We start from the raw sequence: 24642 nt of genomic DNA, 5'->3' as shown, positions 1-24642 counted from the left end.
CACTTCGATCGATCAGAACCCGACGCAGGCCTGTACGAAGAACGTACGCGGCGTCCCGACGTCCATCCCCGAATTGTTATCGCTGGAATGGGTGAAGTACTGCTTGTCGAATATGTTCTTTACCCCCGCCCCAACTTTCAGGTTCGACAATTGCGAGCCAAAGTCATACCCGCCACGCACGTTCCAGGTGACGTAACCCGGGATCGCCGTACTGGCCGTCCGCGCTGCCTTCGGTGATGTAGTTGCCACTGAAACTGCCATCGGCGTTCACCGCGGTGCCCGGCGAGCGCTGTTTGGACTGAGCAAAGGCATCGAGGTTGTAGGTCTTGAACCCGACCTTACAGTCGCGGTGAACACTTCCAGGCCTCCCCTGCTTAAAAGGCTGCTCTTGCTGACGGCGGCCATCGCGGCCTTGGCGTGTATCGGTCTGTACGCGACCCATTGGTGGACCGCCGGGCGTTTCATTGAAGAAACCGACGATGCCTATATCGGTGGCGACGTCACGGTGATCGGGCCGAAGGTTGCGGGGTATATCGAAGAGGTGCTGGACACCGACAACCAGAAGGTCAAAGCCGGCGATGTGCTGATCCGCCTCGACGCCCGTGACTACCGCGCCAACCTGGCCAAGGCCGAAGGTGCAGTGACTGCCGAAGAAGCCTTGCTCGCCAACCTCGACGCTACCGAACAACTGCAACACGCGGTGATCGGCCAGGCCCGCGCCGGCATCGATGCCGCGGGCGCCGAAAACGCGCGCCGGCCAGTGGTTCGCAGTTCAGCGTGCTGCCACCGGAAAACGCCACCGGCAACTTCACCAAAATCGTTCAGCGGGTACCGGTGCGAATCCTGCTCGATCCCGCTGACGGCGTGCTCGGTCATCTGCGCCCCGGTTTGTCGGTGACTGCCGAAGTGGACACCTGCGCCGAACCTGAAGCTGAATCTGCGACCGTGGCCAACTTTTCGTCGCGGTGGCGGTGCCGATGCTGGTGAACATCGACCAGCCGGAACTGTCCCTGCTCAAGGGCGCCGATTACCTGAGCATGCTGCTCATGGCGGTGTTTCTCGGTTGCCTGGAATACACCCTCGAAGAAGGCCCGCGCTTCAACTGGTTCAGCGACAGCACGATTCTGACCACCGCCTGGTTCAGCGGCCTGGCTGGACTGGCTTTCATTGGTCGCACCCTTCACGTGGCCAATCCAATCGTCGATCTGCGTGCCTTGAAAGACCGCAACTTCGCCCTCGGCTGTTTCTTTTCCTTCGTCACGGGGATCGGCCTGTTCGCGACGATTTACCTGACGCCACTGTTTCTCGGCCGAGTGCGCGGCTACAGCGCGCTGGACATTGGCCTGGCGGTTTTTTCCACCGGGGTGTTCCAGATTCTGGCGATTCCGCTGTACGCCTTTCTGGCCAACCGCATTGACCTGCGCTGGATCATGATGACCGGCCTTGGGCTGTTCGCCTTGTCGATGTGGGATTTCAGCCCGATCACCCACGACTGGGGGGCCAAAGAGTTGATGTTGCCGCAGGCTTTGCGCGGGATTGCTCAACAACTGGCGGTGCCACCCGCAGTGACCCTCACTCTCGGCGGGTTGGCACCGGCACGGCTCAAACACGCGTCGGGATTGTTCAACCTGATGCGCAACCTCGGTGGCGCGATGGGCATCGCCGCGTGCGCGACCATCCTCAATGACCGCACCAACCTGCACTTCACAAGGTTGGCGGAGAACCTCAACAGCACCAACGAAGCACTCAATCAGTGGCTGTCCCAGGTCGGCAATAACTTCGCCGCCCTCGGCCAAAGCAGTGACGTCGGCATCACCGCCAGCCTGCGTCAGCTATGGCTGCTGACCTACCGCGAAGCGCAGACGCAAACCTACGGCGACGCGTTTTTGATGATCATGGTCTGCTTCATCCTCGCCACGGCGATGGTGCCCTTGATGCGCAAGGTGCAACCACCGGCGGCGCCGAGTGCGGATGCGCATTGAGGCTTGCCCCCGTTGAGTCGCGAAGCGGCAAGCCTGGTTCTCCTACAGGGTCTTGCGTCGTTCGCAATCATTACACACGACACAAAACCTGTAAGAGCGAGGCTTGCCCGCGAAGACGCCGGATCAGACACCCGAAATTTCTGAAACTAATCCGTTGCTGACTGCGCCCTCAACCGCCGCCCAATCACATCCAGCACATCGCACCCGTCCCTTAGAGGAATGGCGCAAAGCAAAGCGAAGTCGCTGAGGATGATCGAGTCGCACTCGACCGAGCCGCGCATGGACATGGACATGTTTTCGAGCACTGCGTTACGGCACGAATTCGATAGCTGGCGGCGTCGGTCAAGATATCGAGCGGCGCGTGGGTATCGACGAATAGGGTGGGCATATCGGTGCAATTACTGGTGAGCGCCATGAAGCGGTTTTTGGGGTGGGGAATTGGTTTTTCGTAGGGTGGATCGGGGTGAAGATTTTTCATATTGAAACCTCTGGTAGTAATGGGCGCTACCATCGGCCTTCCTACAGGCTTGGGTGGCAGCTATACGCGGGGTAGGAATATCGAGACCAGAGCAAACTCGACCACACTGAAGCGTGCCCGCGCACAGCCGCCGCAACTGATCTTACGGACGCACGTTGATGGCCGCAATTCAGGTGTCGACGCCAAAGAGTCCTCTCTAGTCTTGAAGGGTTCCTACACCCTGCCACTGAATTTTCAGTGACCGCCAGAGACTATCGTTGGAAAACATTTCACACCAGTTCATGGAAACCGCTACGAGTTGAAGGAAACTTCCGACGATGTCGCCCGGAAATTCCTCCGCATCCATCAGAAGGATACGTCAATTCGATCTACCGTGATTTTTACATACTGCTCATTGAGGTGAGGGTATTCGTAGTGGATCTCTTGATCCGCGAAGTCAACAAAAGATCGGAAAACACTTCCATCCAAATATCCGTAAAGAGCGCATGAAAAACCGTCTCCAATCATCTCGACTAGCGTACTCGTTTCTTGTGCCACGACAACAAAATCACAATCAGGCAAAACCAGATCGAATTCCACTTCATATTGTTTCCCCAATTCGATCTTAAAAGGACAGTAGCTCGCAAAGCATTTAACAATCACGCCGTTGACAAGCAATACAACCGCTTCCTCGATGACTTCGTCAATTTCGACCACTAGCGCCTCGTATTTTTTAGTCATTAGCAGGTCTCACAATTTTATCTCGCGCATCACCGTTTATTGCCCTCCAGAAGTCTTTTCCGCTTTTTGTATGCAACGTCGTAATCTCCAGGCTATTGTTCGTACCGACGAATGCAAATTTGGCTTCACCTCTTCGATTATTACCCATCAACTGTAAATACCCTGCCCGAATTTCACCCTTATACTCATATTCCACGCGGGTGCCTTTATTCACAACGTATCGAGCTATTTGTAAGTACTCTTCTTTGCTCATAGCCCCGAATTCGACACCATGTTTTTTATAATGCCCAATAAGCAGCTCTTCACTACCGAAACCTTGAGGACGCGATTTCGGCTTTGAAACCTTGGGTTCACCCTCATCAACCTTAGTCCCGGCCACATCATCCGGTGCCGAGCACCCCGGCTTATTCGGCGGCGGACAATTCCCGCTCAACCCCAACGGATCAACCCACCCCGTCGGATTCGGGGTGTACTGGTACCCGTTTAACCCACCCGCCAACTTGATCGGGTCCGGCGTCAGATACCGACCAATATCCGGATTGTAGTAGCGATGCCGGTTGTAGTGCAGGCCGCTCTCGGCGTCGAAGTATTGACCCTGGAAACGCAGCGGCTGGTCGAGCTGCTCACCCGCTCCGCGTTTAAGGCTAGTGACCTTGCCGTAGGCGTTGTACTTCGCCGACCAGATGATGTCGCCACCGTAATCCGTCAGTTCCTGCGGCGTACCGAGGTGATCGAGTTGGTAGTAAAACGGGCAGGCTTTTTTCGGGCCTTTGCCGTCGAGCATGGCCAGCGGGCGGAAGCTGCCCGGCTCATAGACGTAGCTGCGGTAATGCTCCTTGCTGCTTTCAGCGACGAGGTGGTCGCCCTGCCAGAAGAACTCGGTGGTTTTGCCATCGACGGTTTTGGCGATGCGACGGCCGAAGGCGTCGTAGCGGTAGCTTGAACAACGACCGTCCGGGGTGGTGACGCCGATCAGGCGGTGCTGGCAGTCGTAGCGGTATTCGGTGACGAGTTTCTGCGCGGTGCCGCGACGTTCGCGGATCAGGTTGCCGAAGTCGTCGTAGTCGTAGTGGCGGTCGCCTTGCATGAGCAGGCGATTACCCCGCACTTTCGCGGCGCCGGGGCGGTCCTGCATCAGCAGGTTGCCAGCCGGGTCGTGGGCGAAGGTTTCTGGTGGGGCGTCGCGGGTGTGGCGAACGCGGGTCAGGCGGTTGAGCGGGTCGTAGGTGTAATTGCGTTGGCCGTGGCGAGTGTCGGCGATGTGGTCGAGATTGCCGTTGGCGCTGTAGGCATAGTCGCGGCGATACAGCGGTTGTTGCTGTTGGCTGACAGCATGGGCTTTCAGACGGCCCTGGTCGTCGTAGGCATATTCACTGAGCAACAGGCCTTGCTGACGGTTTTGTTCGCGGCCGAAGGCAAATTGGTGAGTGGTAAGCCGCGCGCCGTTGAGGTCGATGGCCGTGAGCGCGCCGCCCTTGGCATGGTGGTAATCGAGTTTGCTGCCGTCTGGCAGGCGCAGGCGGTTGAGCTGGCCGCAGGCGTCATAGGCATATCGCAAGGTGCCCCAACCCTGATGCTCGGTGATCAGGCGGTCCTGCTGGTCGTACTCGAATTCCAGCGGATGATCGTGGCCATCGTCGACGCTGGTCAGTCGGCCCAGCGAGTTATAGCGGTATTCGACCTGGATGCCGTCGGGCAGGGTCTTGGTCAGCAACCGGCCGGCCGAATCTCGCTCGTAAGCGGTGATCAGCTGCGAACCGTCAGCGCCGAACTCGGTTTTCTCCAGCAGGTGCCCATTCAGGTCGTAGCTGTAAGCGGTACGGAGGCCGTCGAAACCGGTTTCCTGTCGGATCAGGCCGTTGGGCGTGTAATCCAGCTGATATTTTTCGCCGGATTCGTTTTCGATTTCCGTGAGCAACAGCTGCGCGTTGTCGTAGCGATACTGGAGCTGGGTGCCATCAGGGTTGATCCGGCGGCTGACCAGATGCAGATCGTCGACGTATTCGTAGCGGGTGACGCGGCCGAGCTCATCACGTTCAGCGGTGATCTTGCCGTAGGCGTTGTAGCTGAAGGCACGAGTGGCACCGGTAGGCAAAGTCGTCTGGATCAGTCGGCCGACGGCATCCCATTGGTACTGGGTGAAGGCACCGTGTTCGTCCTGACGGGTCGTCTGCCGCCCCAGCGCATCGTAGGAAAACTTGCGCTGCCCACCGTCCGGCAAGGTCTCTTCAAGCAACTGCCCCAAGGCATTCCAGACGAACACATGCCGACTGGTGTCCGGGTAACGGATCGACAGCAAGCGCCCCTGAGGGTCGTAGTGATAATGGGTGATCTGACCATCGGGATCGGTGGCTTCAGTGACATCGCCCTGGGCATTGCGCTGATACTTCCACACCGCTTTACCGCGATAGCGTGCATGCAGGAAACCGTTGCGATACTCGTAGGCCGTCGGCTCGTCTTCGGGTGGAATCAGCGCCACCAACCGTCCGACGTCGTCGTAACGGTATTCGGTGACGGCCCCGAGCGGATCCTGCTCGGCAATCAGCCGGCCGTTTTCGTCATAGGCCTTGAGCTGTTCGCCGCCATCCAGCTCGACCTTGCGCACCAGCCGCGCCCGGTCGTCGTGGACGTAAACTTCTTGGCTGCCGTCGACGTTGTGGACGGTAACGCTGCCCTGATCGTCCCAGACATAGCACGCATCCATCTGTGCAAACGACGCCCAATGCCGGATGCAGCGCGCCGCCTTGCCGGAGCGTTCCCACGCCCAGAAGAAACTCGCGCCACCGGCCAGTTGCCGCTGCAGAATCACGTGCTGATTGTCGTAGTCGTAACGCTCGCTCTCGCCGGCGGCGTTGCTCGCTTCGATCAGTTGATCGCGTTCGTCGTAGCGGTAACTGACCAGCGTCTGCTCGGTGTGCCAGGCCTCGGCGAGGGTCTGCGCTGGAACGAAACGCTGGTAGTCGACGGCGATCAGATGGGCGCGCTCATAGCGCAACAGCAAGGCGCGGCCGGCGCCGTTGTCGAGGCGCTGAATGCGCTGCTGGCGGTCGCGGGTGATGCGCAGGCGGTTGTTGTAGGCGTCGCTGATCGCCGTCAGCCGACCGTTATGAAAGTGGTAGAAACGCGCGTCGTCGCCAGCCTGGGCCAGGATCAGTTCTTCGGGCTCAGCGCCGAGATAAATCGCCGCGCGTGACAGACTGTTGTGGATCGCCGGGCGTTCGTGGTTCGGCAGCGGGAACGTGGTGCGACGGTTTTCGTGGTCGATCCAGATGACCTGATCGCCCTCCATCGCCAGTCGATGAGCGAGCGAATGGCTCCAGCCAAAACCGAGGCCACAGTCGATCTCAACGGCGCTAGTGCGGTAGAGCCGGGTGAAGTCGAACGGCAGGATGCCGTCCAGCGAACCGTCGGTGAGGGTCAGCAGTTCTTCGCCGGTGACCATCGACACCGGGCAGCCGTTCTTGCAGGTGGACGGCACGCAAGTGGCGCTGTCGCCATTGGGGTTTTTTGCTTGATCGGGGGAGTCGTCGTGGTGTTCGTTTTGCTTGAGCGTGGTGTTGCGTTTGGCATCCCAGCGCAGTTGCATCCGACCTTTTTTCAGACCCGCTGCCACACCGCGTACGGCGACGGCTTTGTACTGGTCGACGTACTTCATGAAGGCGCTGAGGATATTGAAAGTCGCCTCGACGAAACGCATCGCGAGACTGGCCAGCCCCATCCCGTATTTGAGCCCGCGAGCTGTTAGATAGGCTTTGGCGGCGGGTATACCGACTCGCGTGAAAGCCAGCGCTGAAGCAATCAGAATGTCGATCAGCACCGAGACAATGACGTAGCTGGCCGTCTCTGCCGCGTTGCCGGCGATCTCGCTGGGCGGGAGCATTTCCAGCCAGAGAGTCGCAGTACGCAACAGTAAACAGAGCGCCGCTTCGTCACTGGCCAGCAGTTGGACTTTGGCCATGACCTCCGGCGCTGTCTGCGCAAGCTTGGCCAACTCATCGGCGCCGCTGCCCAGCCGTTCAACGAACTTGCGGGGATCCTGAAGAATGTCCGAGAGCAGGCTGAGGCTGTCCCAAACACCGATGACCGCCGCCCAACTGCCCGCCAGCATGCCGTTACCAGCGGCTGCAAAAGTCGATTGCGACCATTGCGGTTTAAAGCCTTCCCACTCCTTGCGTAGCCAGCCCTCCAGTTCGTTGGTCAGGCCTTTGTAGGAATCAAAAAGGTCACCGACTTGCTTCGGAGTAACTTCACCCTGGACATGAACACGGTAGAACTTGCCGGGTAAGCCTTCGAACTGCCCTTTGCCGTTTTCATCGAGCGTCACCGGCGTCGACTGACCGCCATCCCTGGCAATCACATCGACCTGAATGTTCCCCAACGGAATGTCATAAACCGATTCGAACTTGCTCTCGATTTCCAGAATCCCGCCTTTCGGGCACTGGACGACAGTGGAGATAAAGTCGTCGTCGCCACTGCTCACGACGGTGCTGGCATTGCCGAAGCTGATGATCCGCTCCATGCCCATCAGCGAAGGCAGATCCGCCACATGGCTGGCCTGGTCGGCGGCCTGGCTGAGCCAGTGATTGAGCTGTTCGCGATAGAGCGAGAGGGTGTGCGGGAAGCTGTCGAGTTCCTGCTCGATGCGGGCGATGTGCTCCATCAACGCACCGAGCGGCATGAAGTGGAGTGAAAAATCGGGTCAGGCATGAGCAATCCCTCGCGCAGAAAATTAGGCGCGGGGACTGTGCGGGGGATCGATCAGGAAAGAAGTCGGGAAAGGTGGAAATGGATGTAGGAGGATTCGCTGATTAACAGCGAGTCAATAACGCGCAAGACACAAGCAGGCTTGCTCGCGTGAAGACGCCAGCACAGTCAGCATTGATGTTGCCTGACGCACCGCTTTCGCGAGCAAGTCGGATCGCTCTTAACCTGACTGGCATTAGAGCCAGGCGTTACTCCTGAGGCATCTTGCGAAAACCCACGGCCAGGCGGTTCCAGCTGTTGATGGTGGAAATCGCCACGGTCAGGTCGACCATTTCCTTGGGGCTGAACTCGGCGCTGAGCAGCGCATAGTCTTCGTCCGGGGCGTGGGTCAGGCTCAGCTGGGTCAGGGACTCGGTCCAGGCCAGGGCTGCGCGTTCACGAGGGGTGAAGAAGGGTGTTTCACGCCATGCCGACAAGGTGTACAGCCGACGCTCGGTTTCGCCATCCTTGCGGGCATCGGCGGTGTGCATGTCAAGGCAGAAGGCGCAGCCGTTGATCTGTGAAGCGCGCAGCTTGACCAGTTCGATCAACGACTTTTCCAGTGGCAGTTTCGAGACAGCGGTTTCCAGGGCGATCATGGCTTTCAGGCCGTCCGGGGAGGCGGTGTAGAAATCGATACGAGGTTGCATGGTGAGCTCCAATCACGAGTGGGATTGGCGCTACGTTAATGCCGACGTGCGGTTGAACAAATAGCCAATTATTGGGAAGTTGAGGATGCCAATAGACCACTGAATGGGGTGACTCTTCTGGCCCCTTCGCGAGCAAGTCGAAGAGGCCGGAACAGGCAACCAACACATCAGCCGTTACGCTTGCGCAACCACTGCAAAAACCCTTTCTTCGCCACCACCTTGGGTGCTTCCTGAATCAGCGTCTGAGCCTTGTTCAAGCGAAAATCCAGCAACGCCTTCATCGCTTCGCCGACGTCATGCCGCGCATCCAGGCACGGTTGGAGGTATTCCTTCTCGATCCGGTACAAGCTGCAGACCGTCTTGGCGATAAAGTCTGCCGGCATCGCCGTATCGGACAAAATCCCGCCCTCGCCGATCACCTCGCCCGGCCCCATGCGCCCGGTTTCGAACTTGACCCCGGCGCGGCTCAGTTCCACCGACACGACGCCGGATTCGATGATGAACAAATGATCGCTGACCTCCCCCGCCGGCAGGATCATTTCACCGGGGCGGAAGGTTTGCAGTGTCATGTTCTGACTGAAGGTTTCTTTCTCTTCCTGACGCAGGGTCGAGAAAATGTTCGAGGCGTCCAGCAATGCCCGTGGCCGCGACAGGTTGGCAGGTACATTCGGTTCGACGTTCGACAACAGGCTGACACCGCTGGCCTGCAAGTGCCGGAACGCCAGGTCGAACAGCAGATTGCGGACCATACGTTTCTGGTCCATCGAGACGACGAAACCACTGATTTCATATTCCACGCCCGTGGCGCTGGAGCCTTTCAACGCTACGCACGGCGCTGGTTTATTCAACAGATAGCGGCACCCTTGCATCGCCCGTTCCAGCGCGTCGATCACCGTTTGCGGACGTGCGTGCGGGCTCAGTTGCAAGCTGACGGAGACGCCGAAAATGTCACTGGGCCGGCTGAAGTTGATGATCTTGGCCTTGGCTGCCAGGGAGTTGGGAATCACCGCCATACTGCCCTGGGCCGTTTGCAGGCGCGTCGCGCGCCAGTCGATGTCGATGACCCGGCCTTCGGTGCCGTCGATGGAGATCCAGTCATCGAGTTGATAGGGTTTGGTGGTATTGAGGACAATCCCGGAAAACACGTCGCTGAGGGTACTTTGCAAGGCCAGGCCGACGATAATTGCCAGTGCGCCAGACGTTGCCAACACGCCTTTGACGGGCAATTCGAGGACGTACGCCAGGGCGGCGATGATCGCGATCAGGAAAATCACCGCGCCAAGCAGATCCTGCAGCAAACGCCCGGTGTGCCCGACCCGTTGCATCATCACCGTGCCGAGCAACACCGTCAGGGTGCGCGCGGCGTATAGCCACCAGCCAATTTGCAAACCGATTGCCGCCAGGTGCAACGGCACGTTGTCGGCCCAGGGCGCCGGCTCCATGGGGTTCAAGCCTTCGTTGAACAGCAGCACGCTGAACAATGAGAAAATCACCAGCCGCACCGCCAGTTTCCAGTTGCTGCCGTTGGCCGTGACCAAACGCCATAATCCCAGATCGATCAGGATCAGGATCAGCGCGCTGAGCAACGGGTGATCGGTGAGCAGTGACAGCATCAAATAACTCCAAGCAATTGATTTCTGTAGGAGCCAAGCTTGCCGGCGAAAGCGGTTTCAAGATCGCCTTCGCCGGCAAGCCTGGCTCCTACAGGTCCGATTTACCCTTAACTGACCGGCAAGCCCGGCCCTACAGAGGGTATGTCAGGTTACTTGCTATTGGTAAGGGTGTTGTAGCTGGTCATCAGGTTGCGGTAGTCCGGGATGTGGTTGGAGAACAGGGTAGCCAAACCTTCCACGTCATTGCGCCAGTCGCGATGCAGTTCACAGGCCAGGCCGAACCAGGTCATCAGCTGGGCACCGGAGGACGACATGCGATCCCACGCCGATTGACGGGTCAGCTCGTTGAACGTGCCGGAAGCGTCGGTCACCACGAACACCTCAAAGCCTTCGGCCAGGGCCGACAGCGCCGGGAACGCCACGCAAACTTCAGTCACTACACCCGCGATGATCAGTTGTTTCTTGCCGGTGGCCTTGATCGCCTTGACGAAGTCTTCGTTGTCCCAGGCGTTGATCTGGCCAGGGCGAGCGACGTACGGCGCGTCCGGGAACAACGCTTTGAGTTCCGGCATCAGAGGCCCATTGGGGCCAGTTTCAAAACTAGTGGTCAGAATTGTTGGCAGCTTGAAGTACTTGGCCAGGTCGGCCAGGGCCAGCACGTTGTTCTTGAAACGGTCCGGATCGATATCGCGCACCAGAGAAAGCAGACCCGCTTGGTGATCGACCAGCAGAACCGCGGCGTTATCTTTGTCGAGACGTTTGTAGGAAGTAGTCATGGGGTGATCCTCGCTTGTTATCGATGCCGAACCGGGCCGGCGTAAGTGAACTCTGTTTTTTCGTTTCAACGTGGCCAGGCAAGCCCGGCACGCCATAGAGTTACAACAATGATTTCAATCACTCATCCGGCCGAACTGGCCCGACTGGAAGTCGGCAAAAGCCTGATGAATCTCTTGCTCGGTGTTCATCACGAACGGACCGTGGCCGACGATGGGCTCGTCGATCGGCTCGCCGCTGAGCAGCAGCACTACAGCGTCGTTGCTGGCTTCCAGACTGAGCTGATCACCATTGCGCTCGAACAACGCCAATTGCCCTTCACCTACTCGTTCCTTCTGGTTGACCTGAATCGTGCCACGCAGCACCACCAATGCGGTGTTGCGCCCTTCATGCAAATCCAGGGTCAGCAACTTGCCAGCGTTCAAGCGGACGTCCCATACATCAATCGGCGTGAAAGTCCGCGCCGGGCCTTTGTGGCCGTCGAACTCACCGGCGATCAAGCGCAGGCTGCCGGCATTGTTTTTCAGCGGGATGTTCGGGATGTCACCGTCGAGAATCGTCTGGTAACCGGGCTCGGCCATCTTGTCCATGGCCGGCAGGTTGACCCACAGCTGCACCATTTCCAGGGTGCCGCCGCTCTTGGCGAAACCTTCGGAGTGGAACTCTTCATGAAGAATCCCCGAGGCTGCGGTCATCCATTGCACGTCGCCGGGACCGATCTTGCCGCCGCTGCCGGTGGAGTCGCGGTGTTCCACTTCGCCCTTGTAAACGATAGTCACGGTTTCGAAACCACGATGCGGATGCTGACCAACGCCACGACGTTCGGTGGAGGGGGTGAATTCGGCAGGGCCGGCGTGATCCAGCAGCAGAAACGGGCTGATGTGTTTGCCCAGGTTGTCGTAGGAAAACAGCGTGCGAACCGGAAAACCGTCGCCGACCCAATGGGTTCGTGGGCTGGTGTAGATACCGATGATGTTTTTCATCTTTGCCTCCAAATCTGCGGTGTGACGCGATGGACAAAGCTTAAAACCGCAGCCTTTAGTGCGCTAGACTGCAAAAATCAGCCTTAGCGTTCTATTTGGAGAACGATGATGGAAGACCTCAACACCCTGTACTACTTCACTCAGGTGGTGGAACACCGCGGTTTCACCCCGGCGGGGCGCGCGCTGGACATGCCCAAATCCAAGCTCAGCCGGCGCATCGCCGAGCTCGAAGAACGCCTCGGCGTGCGCCTGCTGCACCGCACCAGCCGGCATTGCTCGTTGACGGAAATCGGCCAGGCGTATTACCAGCGTTGCCTGGCCATGCGGGTGGAAGCCGAAAGCGCCGCCGAACTGATCGAACGCAACCGCTCCGAACCCCAGGGCCTGGTGCGCATCAGTTGCCCGACCGCGTTGCTGAACACCTGGGTCGGGCCGATGCTGACCCGCTACATGCTCAAATACCCGTTGGTGGAGTTGTTCATCGAAAGCACCAACCGCCGAGTCGACCTGATTCACGAAGGGTTCGATATCGCTCTGCGAGTGCGCTTTCCACCATTGGAAAATACCGACATGGTGATGAAAGTGCTGGGCAACAGTACTCAGTGCCTGGTGGGCATTCCGGCGTTTTTGCAACGCTTGTCGTCACCGGCCACCCCGGCTGACCTCAGCGGCCTGCCGAGCGTGCATTGGGGAGGCGCGCAGCGTGAATATCAGTGGGAATTGTTCGGCGCCGATGGCGCCAGCGCGCTGATTCGTCATGCCCCGCGAATGGTCACCGACGACTTGCTGGCCTTGCGTCACGCCGTGCTCGCCGGCATCGGCATCGCCCACCTGCCAAACGTGGTAGTGCGTGATGACATTGCCGCTGGCCGTTTGGTGGAACTGGTACCGGGCTGGACCCCCAAGTGCGGGATCGTGCACGCAATCTTTCCTTCACGACGCGGACTGCTGCCATCGGTGCGGGCCTTGATCGACTTTCTGGGGGAAGAATTCAGCCACAGTGATATTGCTTAAGAGCAATGATCTTTTGATTTTCTCAGCCTTGGCTCAAATGCTTGTCCAACGATGACATCGCGTGCTGCAACTGATCGATAGCTTCATCGACCGCCGCCGGGTCAGCTTTGTCAATGACACGCTCCAGATGCTCGCAGCTCTTGATCAAGCGTGCTGCCCGGACCATGCGCGCACTGCCCTTGATACGGTGCGCCAGGTCTCGCAGAACATAGCTATTGCCGCGCGCTTGAAGCAGGTTCTCCCGATCAGCCCGATTGGTCACGATCAGTTCGCGTACCAGGTGATCGAGCAGCGTACGGTCCGCACCGACGTATTGCTCCAGGCCACTCAAGTCCATCTCTGGAGTAGGTTGCTCTTCGAGAGTCTCTGGCGTTTCGCTCGCAAACCTGGAAGCCAGCCATGCGCTCAAATCCGCCAGCAGGATGGGTTTGAACAGACAATCGTCCATCCCTGCCTCCAGGCAACGGACTTTCTCCTCGGGCTGCGCATTGGCGGTAAAGCCAAGAATCAGCGTCGGTGGCAATCCCTGGGTGCGCTCCTCATCGCGTATTGCACCCGCCAGTTCATAACCACTGAGCTTCGGCATATTGCAGTCGGTCACCAACAGATCAAACTCATGCTTGCGCCACAACTCAAGCCCTCGCGCGCCCTCCTCGGCCTCCAGAACACAATGCCCCAGATAGCTCAGCTGCCATGAAAGCAATAATCGATTGGCCGGGTGATCGTCGACCACCAGAATCGTCAATGGCTGCGTCGGCATCTGCAACCCGCTATCCACCACTCCACTGGAAGGCTGCGATGGCAAGGCGATCAGTTCAAGGTTGATGTCGACCTGTGTGCCTTGTCCAAGGACGCTGTCGAGTTGCAACTGGCCGCCCATCATTTCGCACAGGGTGCGGCTAATCACCAACCCCAGCCCGGAACCGCTTCGAGCGGACTGTCGACCGTTATCGACCTGAATGAAGGGGCTGAACAACCGTTGCCGGTCGACGGCGCTGATGCCGATGCCGGTGTCTTCGATGTGTACGCTGACCGCCAGATGCCCCGGCACAAGGGGCACCACACGCAGCGTCAGGCTCACCTCACCCTCGCGGGTGAACTTGATGGCGTTGCTCAAAAGATTGGACAGTACCTGCTTGAAACGTGTGGGGTCGATCAACACATCGCGATCGCTGTGTTCATCCAGATCGATTCGCCACGTCAGCTCTTTCTGCCGTGCAAGGCCTTCGAAAACCCGACATACCGATTCCACCAGCGCCCGTAGATTGGCCCGTTCAGGGGTCAGCGATAAATGCCCGGACTCGATGCGCGCGATGTCCAGAATGTCGCCAATCAGCGCCAGCAATTGTTGCGCGGCACTGGACGCCACCTCGATGGCAAAACGGTCGGTGGCGCCTTCGTCCGTATGTTTGAGGGCCAGTTCGAGCATGCCGATCAGGGCGTTCATCGGCGTGCGAATCTCATGACTCATGGTGGCCAGAAAAGTGGTTTTGGCACGGTTGGCATCGTCCGCTTCGTCTTTGGCGTCCTGCAATTGTTGCAACCACTGCTGGCGTTGACGGATTTGCCGGCGCTGCCAGGCGATCCAGCCCAAGGCGAGCAACAGCAAGGCACCCGCCATGGCAAAAGCCTGAAGAATGCCTTGGCGATGACGCAACCAGTAGCTGTCATCCACCACCACATCATGACTCCAGCGGGCAATCAGTTCGTCCATTTCCTGAGGTGAAATGCTCAGCAATGCCTTGTTCAGAATCGAGTGCAATTCCAGCGCGCCACGGGCGGTGGCCAAGGCGATACGGGCGGGTTGGTCGCCCACCGTGCTGCTGATGCGTAGACGCTCGCGATATTGCTGGCTGATCAGATAACGGGCGACGATCAATGAGCTGAGCGTCGCGTCGGCCTGCCCCTTGATTACCCATTCCATGCCTTCGACCGGGCTTTGAACCTCGACCAAGCGCACCTGTGGCGCCTGCTCCTGCATGAATCCGAGCAACGGATGATCGCGATAAATCGCCAGGCGTTTACCCGCCAGATCATCCAGCGTCCTAGGGCTGCCCGCCTTCGTGGCACTGACCAGCACGAACGGGTTACTGAGGTAGGCGCGAGTGAAGAGCAATGCGTCTTCACGCTCGGTACTGGGCGTGATCACCGGCAACAGATCGATCTCGCCGTCCTGGAGTTGCTCGATTTGCCGGTCCAGTGAGTTGCCGCGTTGCACCTCGAAAGTCAAACCGCTGCGCTGGCTGATTATCGTCAGCAACTGCGCGGTCAACCCGCTGAGTCGACCTTGGGCATCGTAAAACGTCAGCGGGGCGAAGTTGTCGATCGCACCGACAGTGATCGTCGGATGCCGGTCCAGCCAGCGTTGTTCACCGGCGCTCAAATGCACCTGTTGTTGACCCGACGTATTGGCCCTGCCGGCACTCCAGCGCGTCTCGATGACCGCGCGTTGGTCCATCGGAATCGCCGCCAGCGCCTTGTCGATGATGCCTTTGAGACGCGGGTTATCCAACGCCAACGCGAAGCCGAACGAATTGGCATCCAGACCGGAAGGCCCCGCCAACTGAACGATATTCCGGTAATTATTGTTGATCAGGTAATTGGCGCTGATGAAGTCGCCCAGGTACACATCGTCAGGCCCGAATGCCACCGCTCCGAGCGCATCAAGGGCTGAGGGATAACGCCGCAAATTGGCATCGGGATAAAACGCTTCAACGGTCCGCGCCTGCAAATAGTCCTCGACCATGGCGATACGTTTGCCGGCAAGGTCGACGGGCATTCGTTCGTCCACTCGGGTAACGAGCATTGGCTGATCTTCGGCATAGGCTCGGGACCGGGTCAGCGCGGGGTCGTCTGCTTCGAAGTTGTTCGACGTCCCGAGCACATCCAGTTCATGGCGTTTGAGGGCATCCATGGCGGCTTCACGAGTGGCATAACGCAGCACATCAATCTTGACGTGCAGCAATTGCCCCAGCAGCTCGGCGTAATCAGCCGTGATGCCCTCCAGCTCATTGCGGTGACGCGTCACTTCGAACGGCGGGTAATCCGCCCCCGTCACCCCGAGACGCAGAACCCGTTTATCGCGTAGCCATTGCCAGTCTTTTTCATCCAGCCTGACCTGAAAACCCGCCACCGTGGATCGCCCCAGCAAATGCAAACTCTGCGGTTCGCCTGCCAGCGTCGACGGAATCTGCACGACAAGGCTCAGCATCAAGGCCATCAGGAACCTGCGCATGACCGGGCTCCTTCAGATCAGACGATTGCGTTTGGCGAAGTCACGCAGGTGCACCGCCGCGTTCACCCCTAACTTTTCGATCAAGCGCGTCTTGTAGGTGCTGACGGTCTTGTGACTCAAATGCATAAGCTCGCCAATCGCCTTGTTGGTCATGCCCCGAGCCAGGTGTTGCAGGATGGTCAGTTCGCGGTTGGAGAGTTTGTCGATCATCTGTTTTTCGCTGCGTTGCAGGGGGTTCTGCGATCCCGAAGGCAGCTGTGCGAAATAGGTGTAACCGGTCATGACCGCATGTACGGCCTTTTGCAGTTGACTCAGGACATTGGTCTTGGCGACATACGCCATGGCCCCCGCGCGCAGGCAACGGTCCTGGAAGAACCAAGGGTCGAGCGAGGAGAACACCAGCACGCGGCACGACAAATCACTGGCCTTGATCCGTTCCAGCACATCCAGCCCATCGCCTTCAGGCATGACCAGATCCAGCACCACCAACATGGGTGAATGCTCACGGAGCATCGACAACGCCTCGCTACCGCGGGCCGCTTCGTAAATCCGTTTGAAACCCTCCTTCTCCAGTACGATTTTGACTGCGGCGCGTACCACCGGATGATCGTCCACAATCAGCACTGACTTCATGGCAACTCCCTGTGCAAAAACTGACGATTTGCGCACGAATGCACTCCGGATAAGGACAAACCGGATACAACGGTTGCTCTGAGACTTTTGCATGGGCGGCGCAATGAAATATACCTGACAGAATTGATAGTACCGACGAACGGTAACCCCGAAATCAACCAATCTGTTGCCGATACCACTCATGATCCAGGGACTCAGCAGTTTTGTATGGGGTCGGATCGACAAGCGCCATCAGCCGTTGAATGGACGCAAGATCTGGTTGTGTCGCGTGGTTTACCTGGATTTTGCGCTGAGCATCGGCAGCAATCGATGGCCACTGAGCCTGCCGGCCATCGTAGATCACAGCATGACGAACCTGCCGGTTATCGAGAAAGAACCCCGGCAAGTCCAACCCTCCCTCCGCCAACGAGGCATTGATGAGTACCAGATCGAACGGCTCGCAACCGTACTCGATCAGCGTCAGCATTTGCGCAAGGCTTTGCACCGGTGCCACCCGGTAGTAACCGAGCTGGTTGAACAGACGCTCGGTTTTCATCAAGTGAAAATGCTCCTCGTCGGCGATCAGGATACGCAAGGCTTTATTTGGCAAGTGTGGCCCCTGGGAGGGTTTCAGATTCGTGAGGGCGCAAGGCTACGGAAGACCTTTCGTGCTTTCTGTAGGACTTTTCCTAAAAAGTAAGCACCCGTGTCGACGATGGTCGGTTTAAAGATTAAAAACCGCAGCCTGCGTTTGGCAGCATTACTGTCAGCCAAACCGTCGAGTGTAGAAACCCTTCACCGCCTGAGTCAGCGCCATGTACGCCAGCAGAATCACCGGCAGAAACACGAAATACAGCGACGGCAGTGCCTGCAGTTTGAAGTAATGCGCCAGCGGCCCCATCGATCAGGAAGCATCCCACTGGCGCAGGCGCACCCGACAATGCTTCATGGCATTGACGATGTGCTTTTGCACCAGCGCCCGGGAAATACCCAGGCGCTCGGCGCTGCGCGCGCTAAAAAACCGACACGGCCAGCTGCGCATGACGCCGGTGATGGGCTTCCAGATAATGCTTGATCATCCGGATCACCTTGGCTTCATGCTCATGAATGAAGAAGTGCCCGCCGGTCATCATGTCCACCGAGAAATTGCCCAGGGTTTCCTCGCTCCAGCCGATCAATTGCTCGGTGGTGGCCCTGTCTTCCTTGCCGCCGAGCACGTGCACGGGGCACTTGAGCCGCGGGCGCGGCATCGGACGCAAGCGTGCGCAGAGCATGAAATCGGCGCGCAGGACCGGCAGCGTCAGGCTCATCAACTCCTGATTGGCCAACACGTCCTCGTGGGTGCCCTGGAAGGAGCGCAGCTGGGCGATCAACTGTTCGTCAGTCTGGGGCTCGGCGAAGCCACGGTCGTAGTCACTGCGCATGGTCGGGGCGGCCGTGCCTGAAGCAAACAATGCCACCGGTTCAGGAGTACCCAGGGCACGAAAGGCGTGGGCCATCTCGCAGGCGAGCAATGCCCCCAGGCTGTGACCGAACAGGGCGTAAGGACCGTGCAAGGACGGCTTGTGTTCCCTGGCCAATTGCAGGGCCAGAGCGCGCATATCGGTCTGCAAGGGTTCGTCGTACCGAGCGCCCCGCCCCGGCAACTCCACCGGTTGCAACTGCAGCCACGGTGGCAACTGGCGCCGCCAACGGCTATAGACCATGGCGCTGGCGCCCGAATAGGGCAGGCACAGCAGTGTCAGCTTTGTCACCGCACTTACCTCAATGGGTTATCTGTTTAGGAGAACGGATGAGGTGCGCGGAGAATTAGTCTGTGGGATGGATCAGATTTATCTGTGGGCGCGACGGTTTGCCGACAACTGAACTCTCTGCGGCTCAAACCGGTCAGCTAGTTAGGCCTTCAATCCCCGGAGCTCTGCGGCAATGACTGATCATTCCGAACGACAAAGCGCCATCGACGCCCACGGCATTATTGGCGACATGCGCAGCGCGGCGCTGGTCAACGACAAGGGCAGCGTGGACTTTTTCTGCTGGCCGGAATTCGACAGTCCGTCGATCTTCTGCTCGCTGCTGGACAGCCCCGAAGCCGGCATTTTCCAACTGGCCCCGGACCTGCCCGACGCCCGTCGCGAACAGATTTACCTGCCCGACACCAACGTCCTGCAAACCCGCTGGATGAGCGACCACGCGGTGGTCGAAGTCACCGACCTGCTGCCCATCGGCGACAGCGAAGATGATTTGCCGATGTTGATGCGCCGGGTGCGGGTGGTCAGCGGACAAGCGACGATCCGCATGCGCTGCGCTGTGCGTCATGACTATGCCAGGGCTTCCACCAAGGCCCACGCACGTGATCGGAGCGTGTATTTCGAGGCCACCGGCCAGCCAGCCATGCAGCTGTGTTCGGATCAATCCTTGCGCGTCGAGGGCCATGCGGCCGTCGCCGAATTCATCCTCGAACAGGACCAGAGCGCCGAGTTCCTGCTCGGCGGCGTTGACGATGCGCGCCTCAAGGAAGGCGCCGCCGCACTGTGCCTGGAACGCACCTTGAAGTTCTGGCGCGACTGGATCGGCCAGTCCAATTATCGCGGTCGCTGGCGGGAAATGGTCAATCGCTCGGCCCTGGCCTTGAAGCTACTGACCTCGCGCAAGCACGGCGCCATCCTCGCCGCCGCCACCTTCGGCCTGCCGGAAACACCCGGCGGCGAACGCAATTGGGACTATCGCTACACCTGGATCCGCGACGCCTCGTTCACCGTCTATGCCTTCATGCGCCTGGGCTTCGTCGAGGAAGCTAACGCCTACACGCGCTGGTTGCGCGGTCGGGTCAGGGATTGTCACGGCAAGACCATGAAACTCAACATCCTCTACGCCATCGATGGCCGTCAGGAACTGCCGGAGGTCGAACTTGCGCACTTGTCCGGCCATGGCGGCGCGACACCGGTACGCATCGGTAATCAGGCCTGGGATCAAATCCAACTCGACATTTTCGGCGAGCTGTTGGACGCGGTGTACCTGGTTAACAAGCACGGAGAAGCGATCTCCCATGAAGGCTGGAAACACACCGTGGAAGTGGTCGATCAGGTCTGCGAAACCTGGCAGCAAAAAGACGTCGGCATCTGGGAAGTGCGCGGCGAGCAGTATCATTTCCTGCACTCGCGACTGATGTGCTGGGTGGCCGTGGACCGGGCCATCCGGCTGGCCTCCAAACGCTCGCTACCTGCCCCGTTCGCGCGCTGGGACCAGACCCGTCAAGCGATCTACAGCGATATCTGGAGCAATTTCTGGAATGAAGAGCGCGGGCATTTCGTCCAGCACATCGGCGGCACCGGCCTCGACGGCTCGATGCTGCTGATGCCGCTGGTGCGCTTCGTCAGCGCCAAGGATCCGCGCTGGATCGCGACCCTCGAAGCCATCGAGAAAACCCTGGTGCGCGCGGGCATGGTCTACCGCTACCGCAACGACGACAGCCAGATCGACGGCCTGCCCGGCACCGAAGGCGCCTTCGCCGCGTGCTCGTTCTGGTACGTCGAATGCCTGGCCCGGGCCGGCCAAGTGGAGAAAGCGCACCTGGAGTTCGAACAATTGCTGAAGTACGCCAACCCGCTGGGGCTGTATGCCGAAGAGTTCGACAGCCATGCCCGGCATTTGGGCAACACACCACAAGCGCTGACGCACCTGGCGCTGATCAGCGCGGCGAGTTTTCTGAACAGGAAATTGAGCGGGGAGAAAAGCTTTTGGCAGCCTTGAAACCAAGTCGCCTTCTTCGCGATCCGACTTGCCCGCGAAAGGGCCATCAGCCCAACACAAGCCTTACTGTCACCAAAGCCCGTCGGAACCCCCTGCTTTCGCTGCATTTTTTGTAGGAGAAAGGCTTACAGATAGTAAACAAAAACACATTCTACATACCCCTGTGACGAGGGAGCTTGCTCCCATTGGGGCGCTCAGCGGCCCTGAAACCTACAACCACATTCCTCCAAAAACACTACATTTGCTGGCTTTATGGCTGCTGCGCAACCGAACGGGGGCCTGCCCCCTCGCCACAGGATCGTAGGCCAAACACCTACATTTATTAAACAAACTCGCCCAATAAACACTCAATCACTCATTCCTACATCCAGAAATACCTTGTTGCCACCGCTTACATCCATCCCTACCATCCACGCTCAACGGGCACAGCGGAGCTGTCCAACAAAACCCGAATTCAAGGAACCAGAATGACCCAGCGCATCCATCGCAGCATCGATACCCCACTCCGATCTGGCCTGAACCGGACTGAACTGTGGGAGGGCCACGACAAAGGCCTGATCAAATGCTGGGAAATCGGCCGCCAACGCGCCGCCCGCTTCCCCGACCTCGCCCAACAATGCCTCACCGGCGAACTTCCGGTGTTGGGTTGGAAAGGGGGCGTCAGCCGCAGCCTGAAGAAACCCGAAAAATACGGATCCCTCAAATACCTTGCCGAATGGCAGGGGTTACGGGGCGAAGATCTGGATATTGATTTGAGTGCAGAACGGTCGTTGACCTGTTCCAGAACCAGAATGGTCGTGACGTTTACACCGGACCGGTCGAAGTATTTCAATCAGGTCGCAGACGTGGAAGCTTGAGAATAAGCCCCTCGGATCGATTTGGATCAGTTCCCTGAAAAAACTCTCGTCTACGAACAACACGGTCCCATCAGCGGCAACCCGGTTATCCTGCTCCCATGAGGCCCTTATAAACGCCGGGTACCGACGGGCGTCGGGCATAACATTGCCGAAGAAGCGCCCAAGGCGACCTTCAAGGCAATACTGGATCTGCTGGAGAGTTGACTGAAAACCGCTCGCGATAGGCTTGTGGTGTCACGCCCATGGCCCGCAGAAAACTGCGGCGCAAGGTCTCTTCACTGCCAAACCCGCATTGCACCGCGACCCGTTTGATCGGCATACCGGTGTCGCTGAGCAGCCGTCGCGCGGTCTCGACCCGAATCAGTTCGATGGCCCGCGCCGGGGTTTGGCCGGTGTCGGCGCGGTAATGACGGACGAAGCTGCGCTCGCTCATGCCGACCTGCAAGGCCAAGGTCGGGATGCCGAGGTCTTTGGTTAGATTTTCGCTGATCCAGGCGTGAAGGTCATCGAAACGGTTGCCTTCCTTTTGCAGGGACAGGGTCACGCTGAACTGCGACTGGCCACCCGGACGCTTGAGAAACACCACCAGTTGCCGGGCGACGTCCAGGGCCATGGTTCGACCGAGGTCTTCTTCGACCATCGCCAGGGCCAGGTCGATGCCCGCGGTGACACCGGCCGAGGTCCAGACCGGTCCGTCGTTGATGAAGATCGGGTTGGGTTCGACCTGTAGTGTGGGATGCAGGTGGGCCAACTGCTCGCAGCGGGTCCAGTGCGTGACCACCCGCCGCCCGTCGAGCCAACCGGTGGCCGCCAGCAAAAACGCCCCGGTGCACACCGATGCCACTCGCCGACATCCCTTGGCGTGCTCACGCACCCAAGCCACCAGCAGCTCGTCTTGAGCCGCCGCGTAAACGCCCCAGCCACCGGCAATGATCAAAGTGTCGCTGCCCTGATCCGGCAGTAGCTCTGCCAATAGCGCCAACCCCGCCGACGACATCACCGTCCCGCCACCGCTGGCAATCACCGATGGCGCATAGGGCGGTGGCAAACCTTGCTGGCGAGCAATATCGTTGGCCGAGGCGAATACCTGCAACGGCCCGGTGACGTCGAGCAGTTGCACGTTGGCAAAGGCCAGCACATGAATGGTTTTCGGGTTGTTCGGCATGCTTGGCGTAATTCGTGGGGTGATTGGCGTATACGCCAGATCCTACGAGCCTACAGTGAAGCCGTCCACCCCAACCAGGAGAAAAAACACCATGACGTTGCAGATCGGTTTTCTGTTGTTTCCACAGGTTCAACAACTGGACCTGACCGGCCCTTATGACGTGCTGGCCTCGCTGCCGGATGTGAAAGTGCATCTGATCTGGAAAGACCTGGTCCCGATCACTGCGAGTACCGGACTGGCGTTGAAACCGACCGTCACCTTCGACGATTGCCCGCCGCTGGATGTGATCTGCATTCCCGGTGGCGGCGGTGTCGGACCCTTGATGGAGGATGACCAAGCCCTGGCCTTCATCAAGGCTCAGGCCGCTAACGCGAAGTATGTCACTTCGGTTTGCACTGGCGCGCTGGTGCTTGGCGCGGCGGGGTTGCTCAAGGGCAAGCGCGCTACCACTCACTGGGCATATCACGAATTGCTCGGGGTTTTGGGAGCGACTCCGGTGAAGGATCGGGTGGTACGCGACGGCAATCTGCTGACCGGTGGCGGGATCACCGCGGGGATCGATTTTGCCCTGACCCTGGCAGCTGAATTGTTCGATAAGGACACCGCGCAATTGGTGCAGCTGCAGCTGGAATACGCCCCGGCGCCGCCGTTTGCTTCGGGAAGTCCCGAGACAGCGCCGGTCAGCGTGCTGGATGAAGCCCGCAAGCGCGCTGCCGCATCGTTGAAATTGCGCTCGGAAATCACCGCACGTGCAGCGGCAAAACTCGATCGCCAGTAGAAGAAATGGCTGTGGGAGCTAAAGCTCCCACAGCCAGTCATCGCCCGCGATGTGGTACGCCGACCCCATGAGCCCCGAAAACTGGTGCAGATGATCCTTCGGCAGCTACTACAGGTACAGGAACGGTTTTCAGTTTTTCTCACACGAAAAAAAACCCGCCGAAGCGGGTTCTCAAGACCATTGCGACATCCTGTCGGCAGCCATCCTGGCTAATGGTCGATCATCCGTGATCCTGAGCACATCCTGTGCTTCAGTTGATGGGTCCAGATTAGACGCATCAAAGAAAGTTAAAAAGACGATATATCATCGACTCAGTGTAAGCCATTGGCTACTCAGCACCTAAAAACCGGCCTATGTAGCAAGAGATCAGATTGCAATTTTCTGCACACGAAAAAAAACCCGCCGAAGCGGGTTTTTCCCAAGACCATATCGACTCCCTGTCGGCAGCGATCCTTGCTATGGTCGATCATCCGTGACCCTGAAGCACTTCCTGTGCTTCAGTTGATGTGGCTAGATTACGCTTGGGATCCAATCTGCAATAGACGACATAGCTACTACTTCGTGTAAGACATTCGCTATAGCCGCCCTTCCGAAAAACCTTAGACTAGCCAGCCATTATGCGTTGAAGCAAAGAGTTTCCTGGCCTGCATCCATCAACCTCCCTGACGCTCATGGGTCTTGGTACTTGTTTCCAGAAATTGTTCGATATTGCTCATCTGCTCATCCCAACCCCGGCTGTCCATGCGGAATGCCTTGAGCCTGCGCGACTGAGGGATGTGATCAAAACCGGACTCGACGACCGTCAATAACGTGTCTTCGTCCATATCCTGAAGTTCGAACTTCACCAGCGTAGTGGGTTCCTGAGAATAATCGGTGTCGGGTTCGACTGCATACGGGTGCCAGCGAAACGAAAATACCCGCTCCGGCTCGACCCGCTCCACCAGTACATTCCACAACAAGTGTTCATAACCAGGATAAGTAATCTGCCCCTGAGTCCACTCGCCGGCAACAAAGCGCTTACCTTCGAGTGCAACGCCGAACCATTGCCCGAAGGCTTCGGCATTGGCCAGCACGCGCCAGACCTGCGAGCGCGGCACCTTGAGCAGGATTTTCCTTTCGATTCGATCTGATGCGGGGTTCATAAGTCACCTCCTGTATTGAACAGTAGGCCTGTAAAGACCATAAGACCAACCTAAAAGTTGTATCAAACGGGTGCCGCAATCCCCCGTACCTGAAATATTCGGCCTCGGTTTTGGCCATAAGTTCTGATTTGAAGGGGGAGTCAGCG

The 24642-nt window shown here is 58.6% G+C and carries 16 protein-coding genes and 7 pseudogenes; 7 read left to right on the top strand and 16 right to left on the bottom strand.

Features of this window, described 5'->3' with window-relative positions; genetic code table 11:
- Positions 1 to 12 precede the first annotated feature (12 nt).
- Positions 13 to 328, bottom strand: a pseudogene (locus LOY56_RS08240) (TonB-dependent siderophore receptor); the annotation flags it as partial.
- On the opposite strand from LOY56_RS08240, the pseudogene LOY56_RS08235 reads away from it, so the two are divergent.
- A pseudogene (locus tag LOY56_RS08235) lies at positions 311 to 987 on the top strand (HlyD family secretion protein). The pseudogenes LOY56_RS08240 and LOY56_RS08235 sit on opposite strands and share 18 nt — an antisense overlap.
- Positions 954 to 1982, top strand: a pseudogene (locus LOY56_RS08230) (MFS transporter); the annotation flags it as partial. The pseudogenes LOY56_RS08235 and LOY56_RS08230, both read left to right, overlap by 34 nt.
- A 146-nt stretch (positions 1983 to 2128) precedes the next feature.
- Here the strand turns inward: LOY56_RS08230 and LOY56_RS08225 are convergent.
- The 7 genes and pseudogenes from LOY56_RS08225 to LOY56_RS08195 form a co-directional block, all read right to left on the bottom strand.
- Positions 2129 to 2460 (bottom strand): annotated as a pseudogene (locus tag LOY56_RS08225) (hypothetical protein).
- A gap of 345 nt (positions 2461 to 2805) precedes the next feature.
- Complete coding sequence (locus LOY56_RS08220; protein ID WP_258620972.1) at positions 2806 to 3180, bottom strand: hypothetical protein; 375 nt, start codon at positions 3178 to 3180, stop codon at positions 2806 to 2808.
- Entirely contained in the window at positions 3173 to 7840 is a 4668-nt protein-coding gene (locus tag LOY56_RS08215) for an RHS repeat protein (RefSeq protein WP_258620970.1), read from the bottom strand. Before LOY56_RS08215 ends, LOY56_RS08220 begins: the two co-directional genes overlap by 8 nt.
- 292 nt (positions 7841 to 8132) lie before the next feature.
- Complete coding sequence (locus LOY56_RS08210; RefSeq protein ID WP_258620968.1) at positions 8133 to 8573, bottom strand: carboxymuconolactone decarboxylase family protein; 441 nt, start codon at positions 8571 to 8573, stop codon at positions 8133 to 8135.
- 167 nt (positions 8574 to 8740) lie between these two features.
- A complete protein-coding gene (locus tag LOY56_RS08205; protein WP_258620966.1) occupies positions 8741 to 10186 on the bottom strand; it encodes a mechanosensitive ion channel domain-containing protein in 1446 nt (481 codons plus the stop codon).
- Positions 10187 to 10335: 149 nt separating this feature from the next.
- Entirely contained in the window at positions 10336 to 10962 is a 627-nt protein-coding gene (gene ycaC / locus LOY56_RS08200; protein ID WP_258620964.1) for an isochorismate family cysteine hydrolase YcaC, read from the bottom strand.
- Positions 10963 to 11076: 114 nt separating this feature from the next.
- Positions 11077 to 11943: a pirin family protein gene (locus tag LOY56_RS08195; RefSeq protein WP_258620963.1), complete on the bottom strand. Its 867-nt coding sequence runs from the start codon at positions 11941 to 11943 to the stop codon at positions 11077 to 11079.
- A gap of 108 nt (positions 11944 to 12051) precedes the next feature.
- Between LOY56_RS08195 and LOY56_RS08190 the strand changes: the two genes are divergently transcribed.
- Entirely contained in the window at positions 12052 to 12957 is a 906-nt protein-coding gene (locus LOY56_RS08190) for a LysR substrate-binding domain-containing protein (protein WP_258622588.1), read from the top strand.
- A gap of 22 nt (positions 12958 to 12979) precedes the next feature.
- On the opposite strand, the gene LOY56_RS08185 is transcribed toward LOY56_RS08190, so the two are convergent.
- The 6 genes and pseudogenes from LOY56_RS08185 to LOY56_RS08160 form a co-directional block, all read right to left on the bottom strand.
- Positions 12980 to 16192 (bottom strand): transporter substrate-binding domain-containing protein, encoded by a 3213-nt coding sequence (locus tag LOY56_RS08185; RefSeq protein WP_258620961.1) that lies wholly within the window; start codon positions 16190 to 16192, stop codon positions 12980 to 12982.
- A gap of 12 nt (positions 16193 to 16204) precedes the next feature.
- Positions 16205 to 16825 carry a response regulator transcription factor gene (locus LOY56_RS08180; protein WP_258620959.1) on the bottom strand — a complete coding sequence of 207 codons (621 nt, stop codon included), beginning with the start codon at positions 16823 to 16825 and terminating at the stop codon, positions 16205 to 16207.
- Positions 16826 to 16979: 154 nt separating this feature from the next.
- The gene (locus tag LOY56_RS08175; RefSeq protein WP_258620958.1) at positions 16980 to 17414 is read right to left on the bottom strand and encodes a response regulator; all 435 of its coding nucleotides are present in this window, start codon (positions 17412 to 17414) and stop codon (positions 16980 to 16982) included.
- 156 nt (positions 17415 to 17570) lie between these two features.
- Positions 17571 to 17705: pseudogene (locus LOY56_RS08170) on the bottom strand (hypothetical protein); the annotation flags it as partial.
- Positions 17706 to 17708: 3 nt separating this feature from the next.
- Positions 17709 to 17807 (bottom strand): annotated as a pseudogene (locus tag LOY56_RS08165) (RNA polymerase subunit sigma); the annotation flags it as partial.
- Between the two features lie 10 nt (positions 17808 to 17817).
- The gene (locus LOY56_RS08160) at positions 17818 to 18558 is read right to left on the bottom strand and encodes a thioesterase II family protein (RefSeq protein ID WP_258620956.1); all 741 of its coding nucleotides are present in this window, start codon (positions 18556 to 18558) and stop codon (positions 17818 to 17820) included.
- 172 nt (positions 18559 to 18730) lie between these two features.
- Here LOY56_RS08160 and LOY56_RS08155 point away from each other — a divergent pair, with 172 nt between their 5' ends.
- The 3 genes and pseudogenes from LOY56_RS08155 to LOY56_RS08145 form a co-directional block, all read left to right on the top strand.
- Positions 18731 to 20554 carry a glycoside hydrolase family 15 protein gene (locus tag LOY56_RS08155; RefSeq protein WP_258620955.1) on the top strand — a complete coding sequence of 608 codons (1824 nt, stop codon included), beginning with the start codon at positions 18731 to 18733 and terminating at the stop codon, positions 20552 to 20554.
- A gap of 467 nt (positions 20555 to 21021) precedes the next feature.
- Positions 21022 to 21411 (top strand): hypothetical protein, encoded by a 390-nt coding sequence (locus LOY56_RS08150; protein ID WP_258620953.1) that lies wholly within the window; start codon positions 21022 to 21024, stop codon positions 21409 to 21411.
- Between the two features lie 102 nt (positions 21412 to 21513).
- Positions 21514 to 21615, top strand: a pseudogene (locus LOY56_RS08145) (alpha/beta hydrolase); the annotation flags it as partial.
- Here the strand turns inward: LOY56_RS08145 and LOY56_RS08140 are convergent.
- The gene (locus tag LOY56_RS08140) at positions 21584 to 22576 is read right to left on the bottom strand and encodes a GlxA family transcriptional regulator (protein WP_258620951.1); all 993 of its coding nucleotides are present in this window, start codon (positions 22574 to 22576) and stop codon (positions 21584 to 21586) included. The pseudogene LOY56_RS08145 and the gene LOY56_RS08140 overlap by 32 nt on opposite strands.
- Positions 22577 to 22667: 91 nt before the next feature.
- Between LOY56_RS08140 and inhA the strand changes: the two genes are divergently transcribed.
- Positions 22668 to 23354 (top strand): isonitrile hydratase, encoded by a 687-nt coding sequence (gene inhA, locus LOY56_RS08135; protein WP_258620950.1) that lies wholly within the window; start codon positions 22668 to 22670, stop codon positions 23352 to 23354.
- 653 nt (positions 23355 to 24007) lie between these two features.
- Here the strand turns inward: inhA and LOY56_RS08130 are convergent.
- Entirely contained in the window at positions 24008 to 24496 is a 489-nt protein-coding gene (locus LOY56_RS08130; RefSeq protein ID WP_258620949.1) for an SRPBCC family protein, read from the bottom strand.
- Between the last annotated feature and the right edge of the window lie 146 nt (positions 24497 to 24642).

The sequence above is a fragment of the Pseudomonas sp. B21-048 genome, from assembly GCF_024748615.1.
GTDB lineage: Bacteria > Pseudomonadota > Gammaproteobacteria > Pseudomonadales > Pseudomonadaceae > Aquipseudomonas.
Note: the sequence above shows the minus strand (reverse complement) of the source record. Positions and strands in the feature narration are given on the sequence as shown.

Coding starts and splice junctions, on each gene's coding strand:
- LOY56_RS08220 (WP_258620972.1), bottom strand. CDS start 3,180: ATGACTAAAAAATACGAGGCGCTAGTGGTCGAAATTGACGAAGTCATC.
- LOY56_RS08215 (WP_258620970.1), bottom strand. CDS start 7,840: ATGGAGCACATCGCCCGCATCGAGCAGGAACTCGACAGCTTCCCGCAC.
- LOY56_RS08210 (WP_258620968.1), bottom strand. CDS start 8,573: ATGCAACCTCGTATCGATTTCTACACCGCCTCCCCGGACGGCCTGAAA.
- LOY56_RS08205 (WP_258620966.1), bottom strand. CDS start 10,186: ATGCTGTCACTGCTCACCGATCACCCGTTGCTCAGCGCGCTGATCCTG.
- ycaC (WP_258620964.1), bottom strand. CDS start 10,962: ATGACTACTTCCTACAAACGTCTCGACAAAGATAACGCCGCGGTTCTG.
- LOY56_RS08195 (WP_258620963.1), bottom strand. CDS start 11,943: ATGAAAAACATCATCGGTATCTACACCAGCCCACGAACCCATTGGGTC.
- LOY56_RS08190 (WP_258622588.1), top strand. CDS start 12,052: ATGGAAGACCTCAACACCCTGTACTACTTCACTCAGGTGGTGGAACAC.
- LOY56_RS08185 (WP_258620961.1), bottom strand. CDS start 16,192: ATGCGCAGGTTCCTGATGGCCTTGATGCTGAGCCTTGTCGTGCAGATT.
- LOY56_RS08180 (WP_258620959.1), bottom strand. CDS start 16,825: ATGAAGTCAGTGCTGATTGTGGACGATCATCCGGTGGTACGCGCCGCA.
- LOY56_RS08155 (WP_258620955.1), top strand. CDS start 18,731: ATGACTGATCATTCCGAACGACAAAGCGCCATCGACGCCCACGGCATT.
- LOY56_RS08150 (WP_258620953.1), top strand. CDS start 21,022: ATGACCCAGCGCATCCATCGCAGCATCGATACCCCACTCCGATCTGGC.
- LOY56_RS08140 (WP_258620951.1), bottom strand. CDS start 22,576: ATGCCGAACAACCCGAAAACCATTCATGTGCTGGCCTTTGCCAACGTG.
- inhA (WP_258620950.1), top strand. CDS start 22,668: ATGACGTTGCAGATCGGTTTTCTGTTGTTTCCACAGGTTCAACAACTG.
- LOY56_RS08130 (WP_258620949.1), bottom strand. CDS start 24,496: ATGAACCCCGCATCAGATCGAATCGAAAGGAAAATCCTGCTCAAGGTG.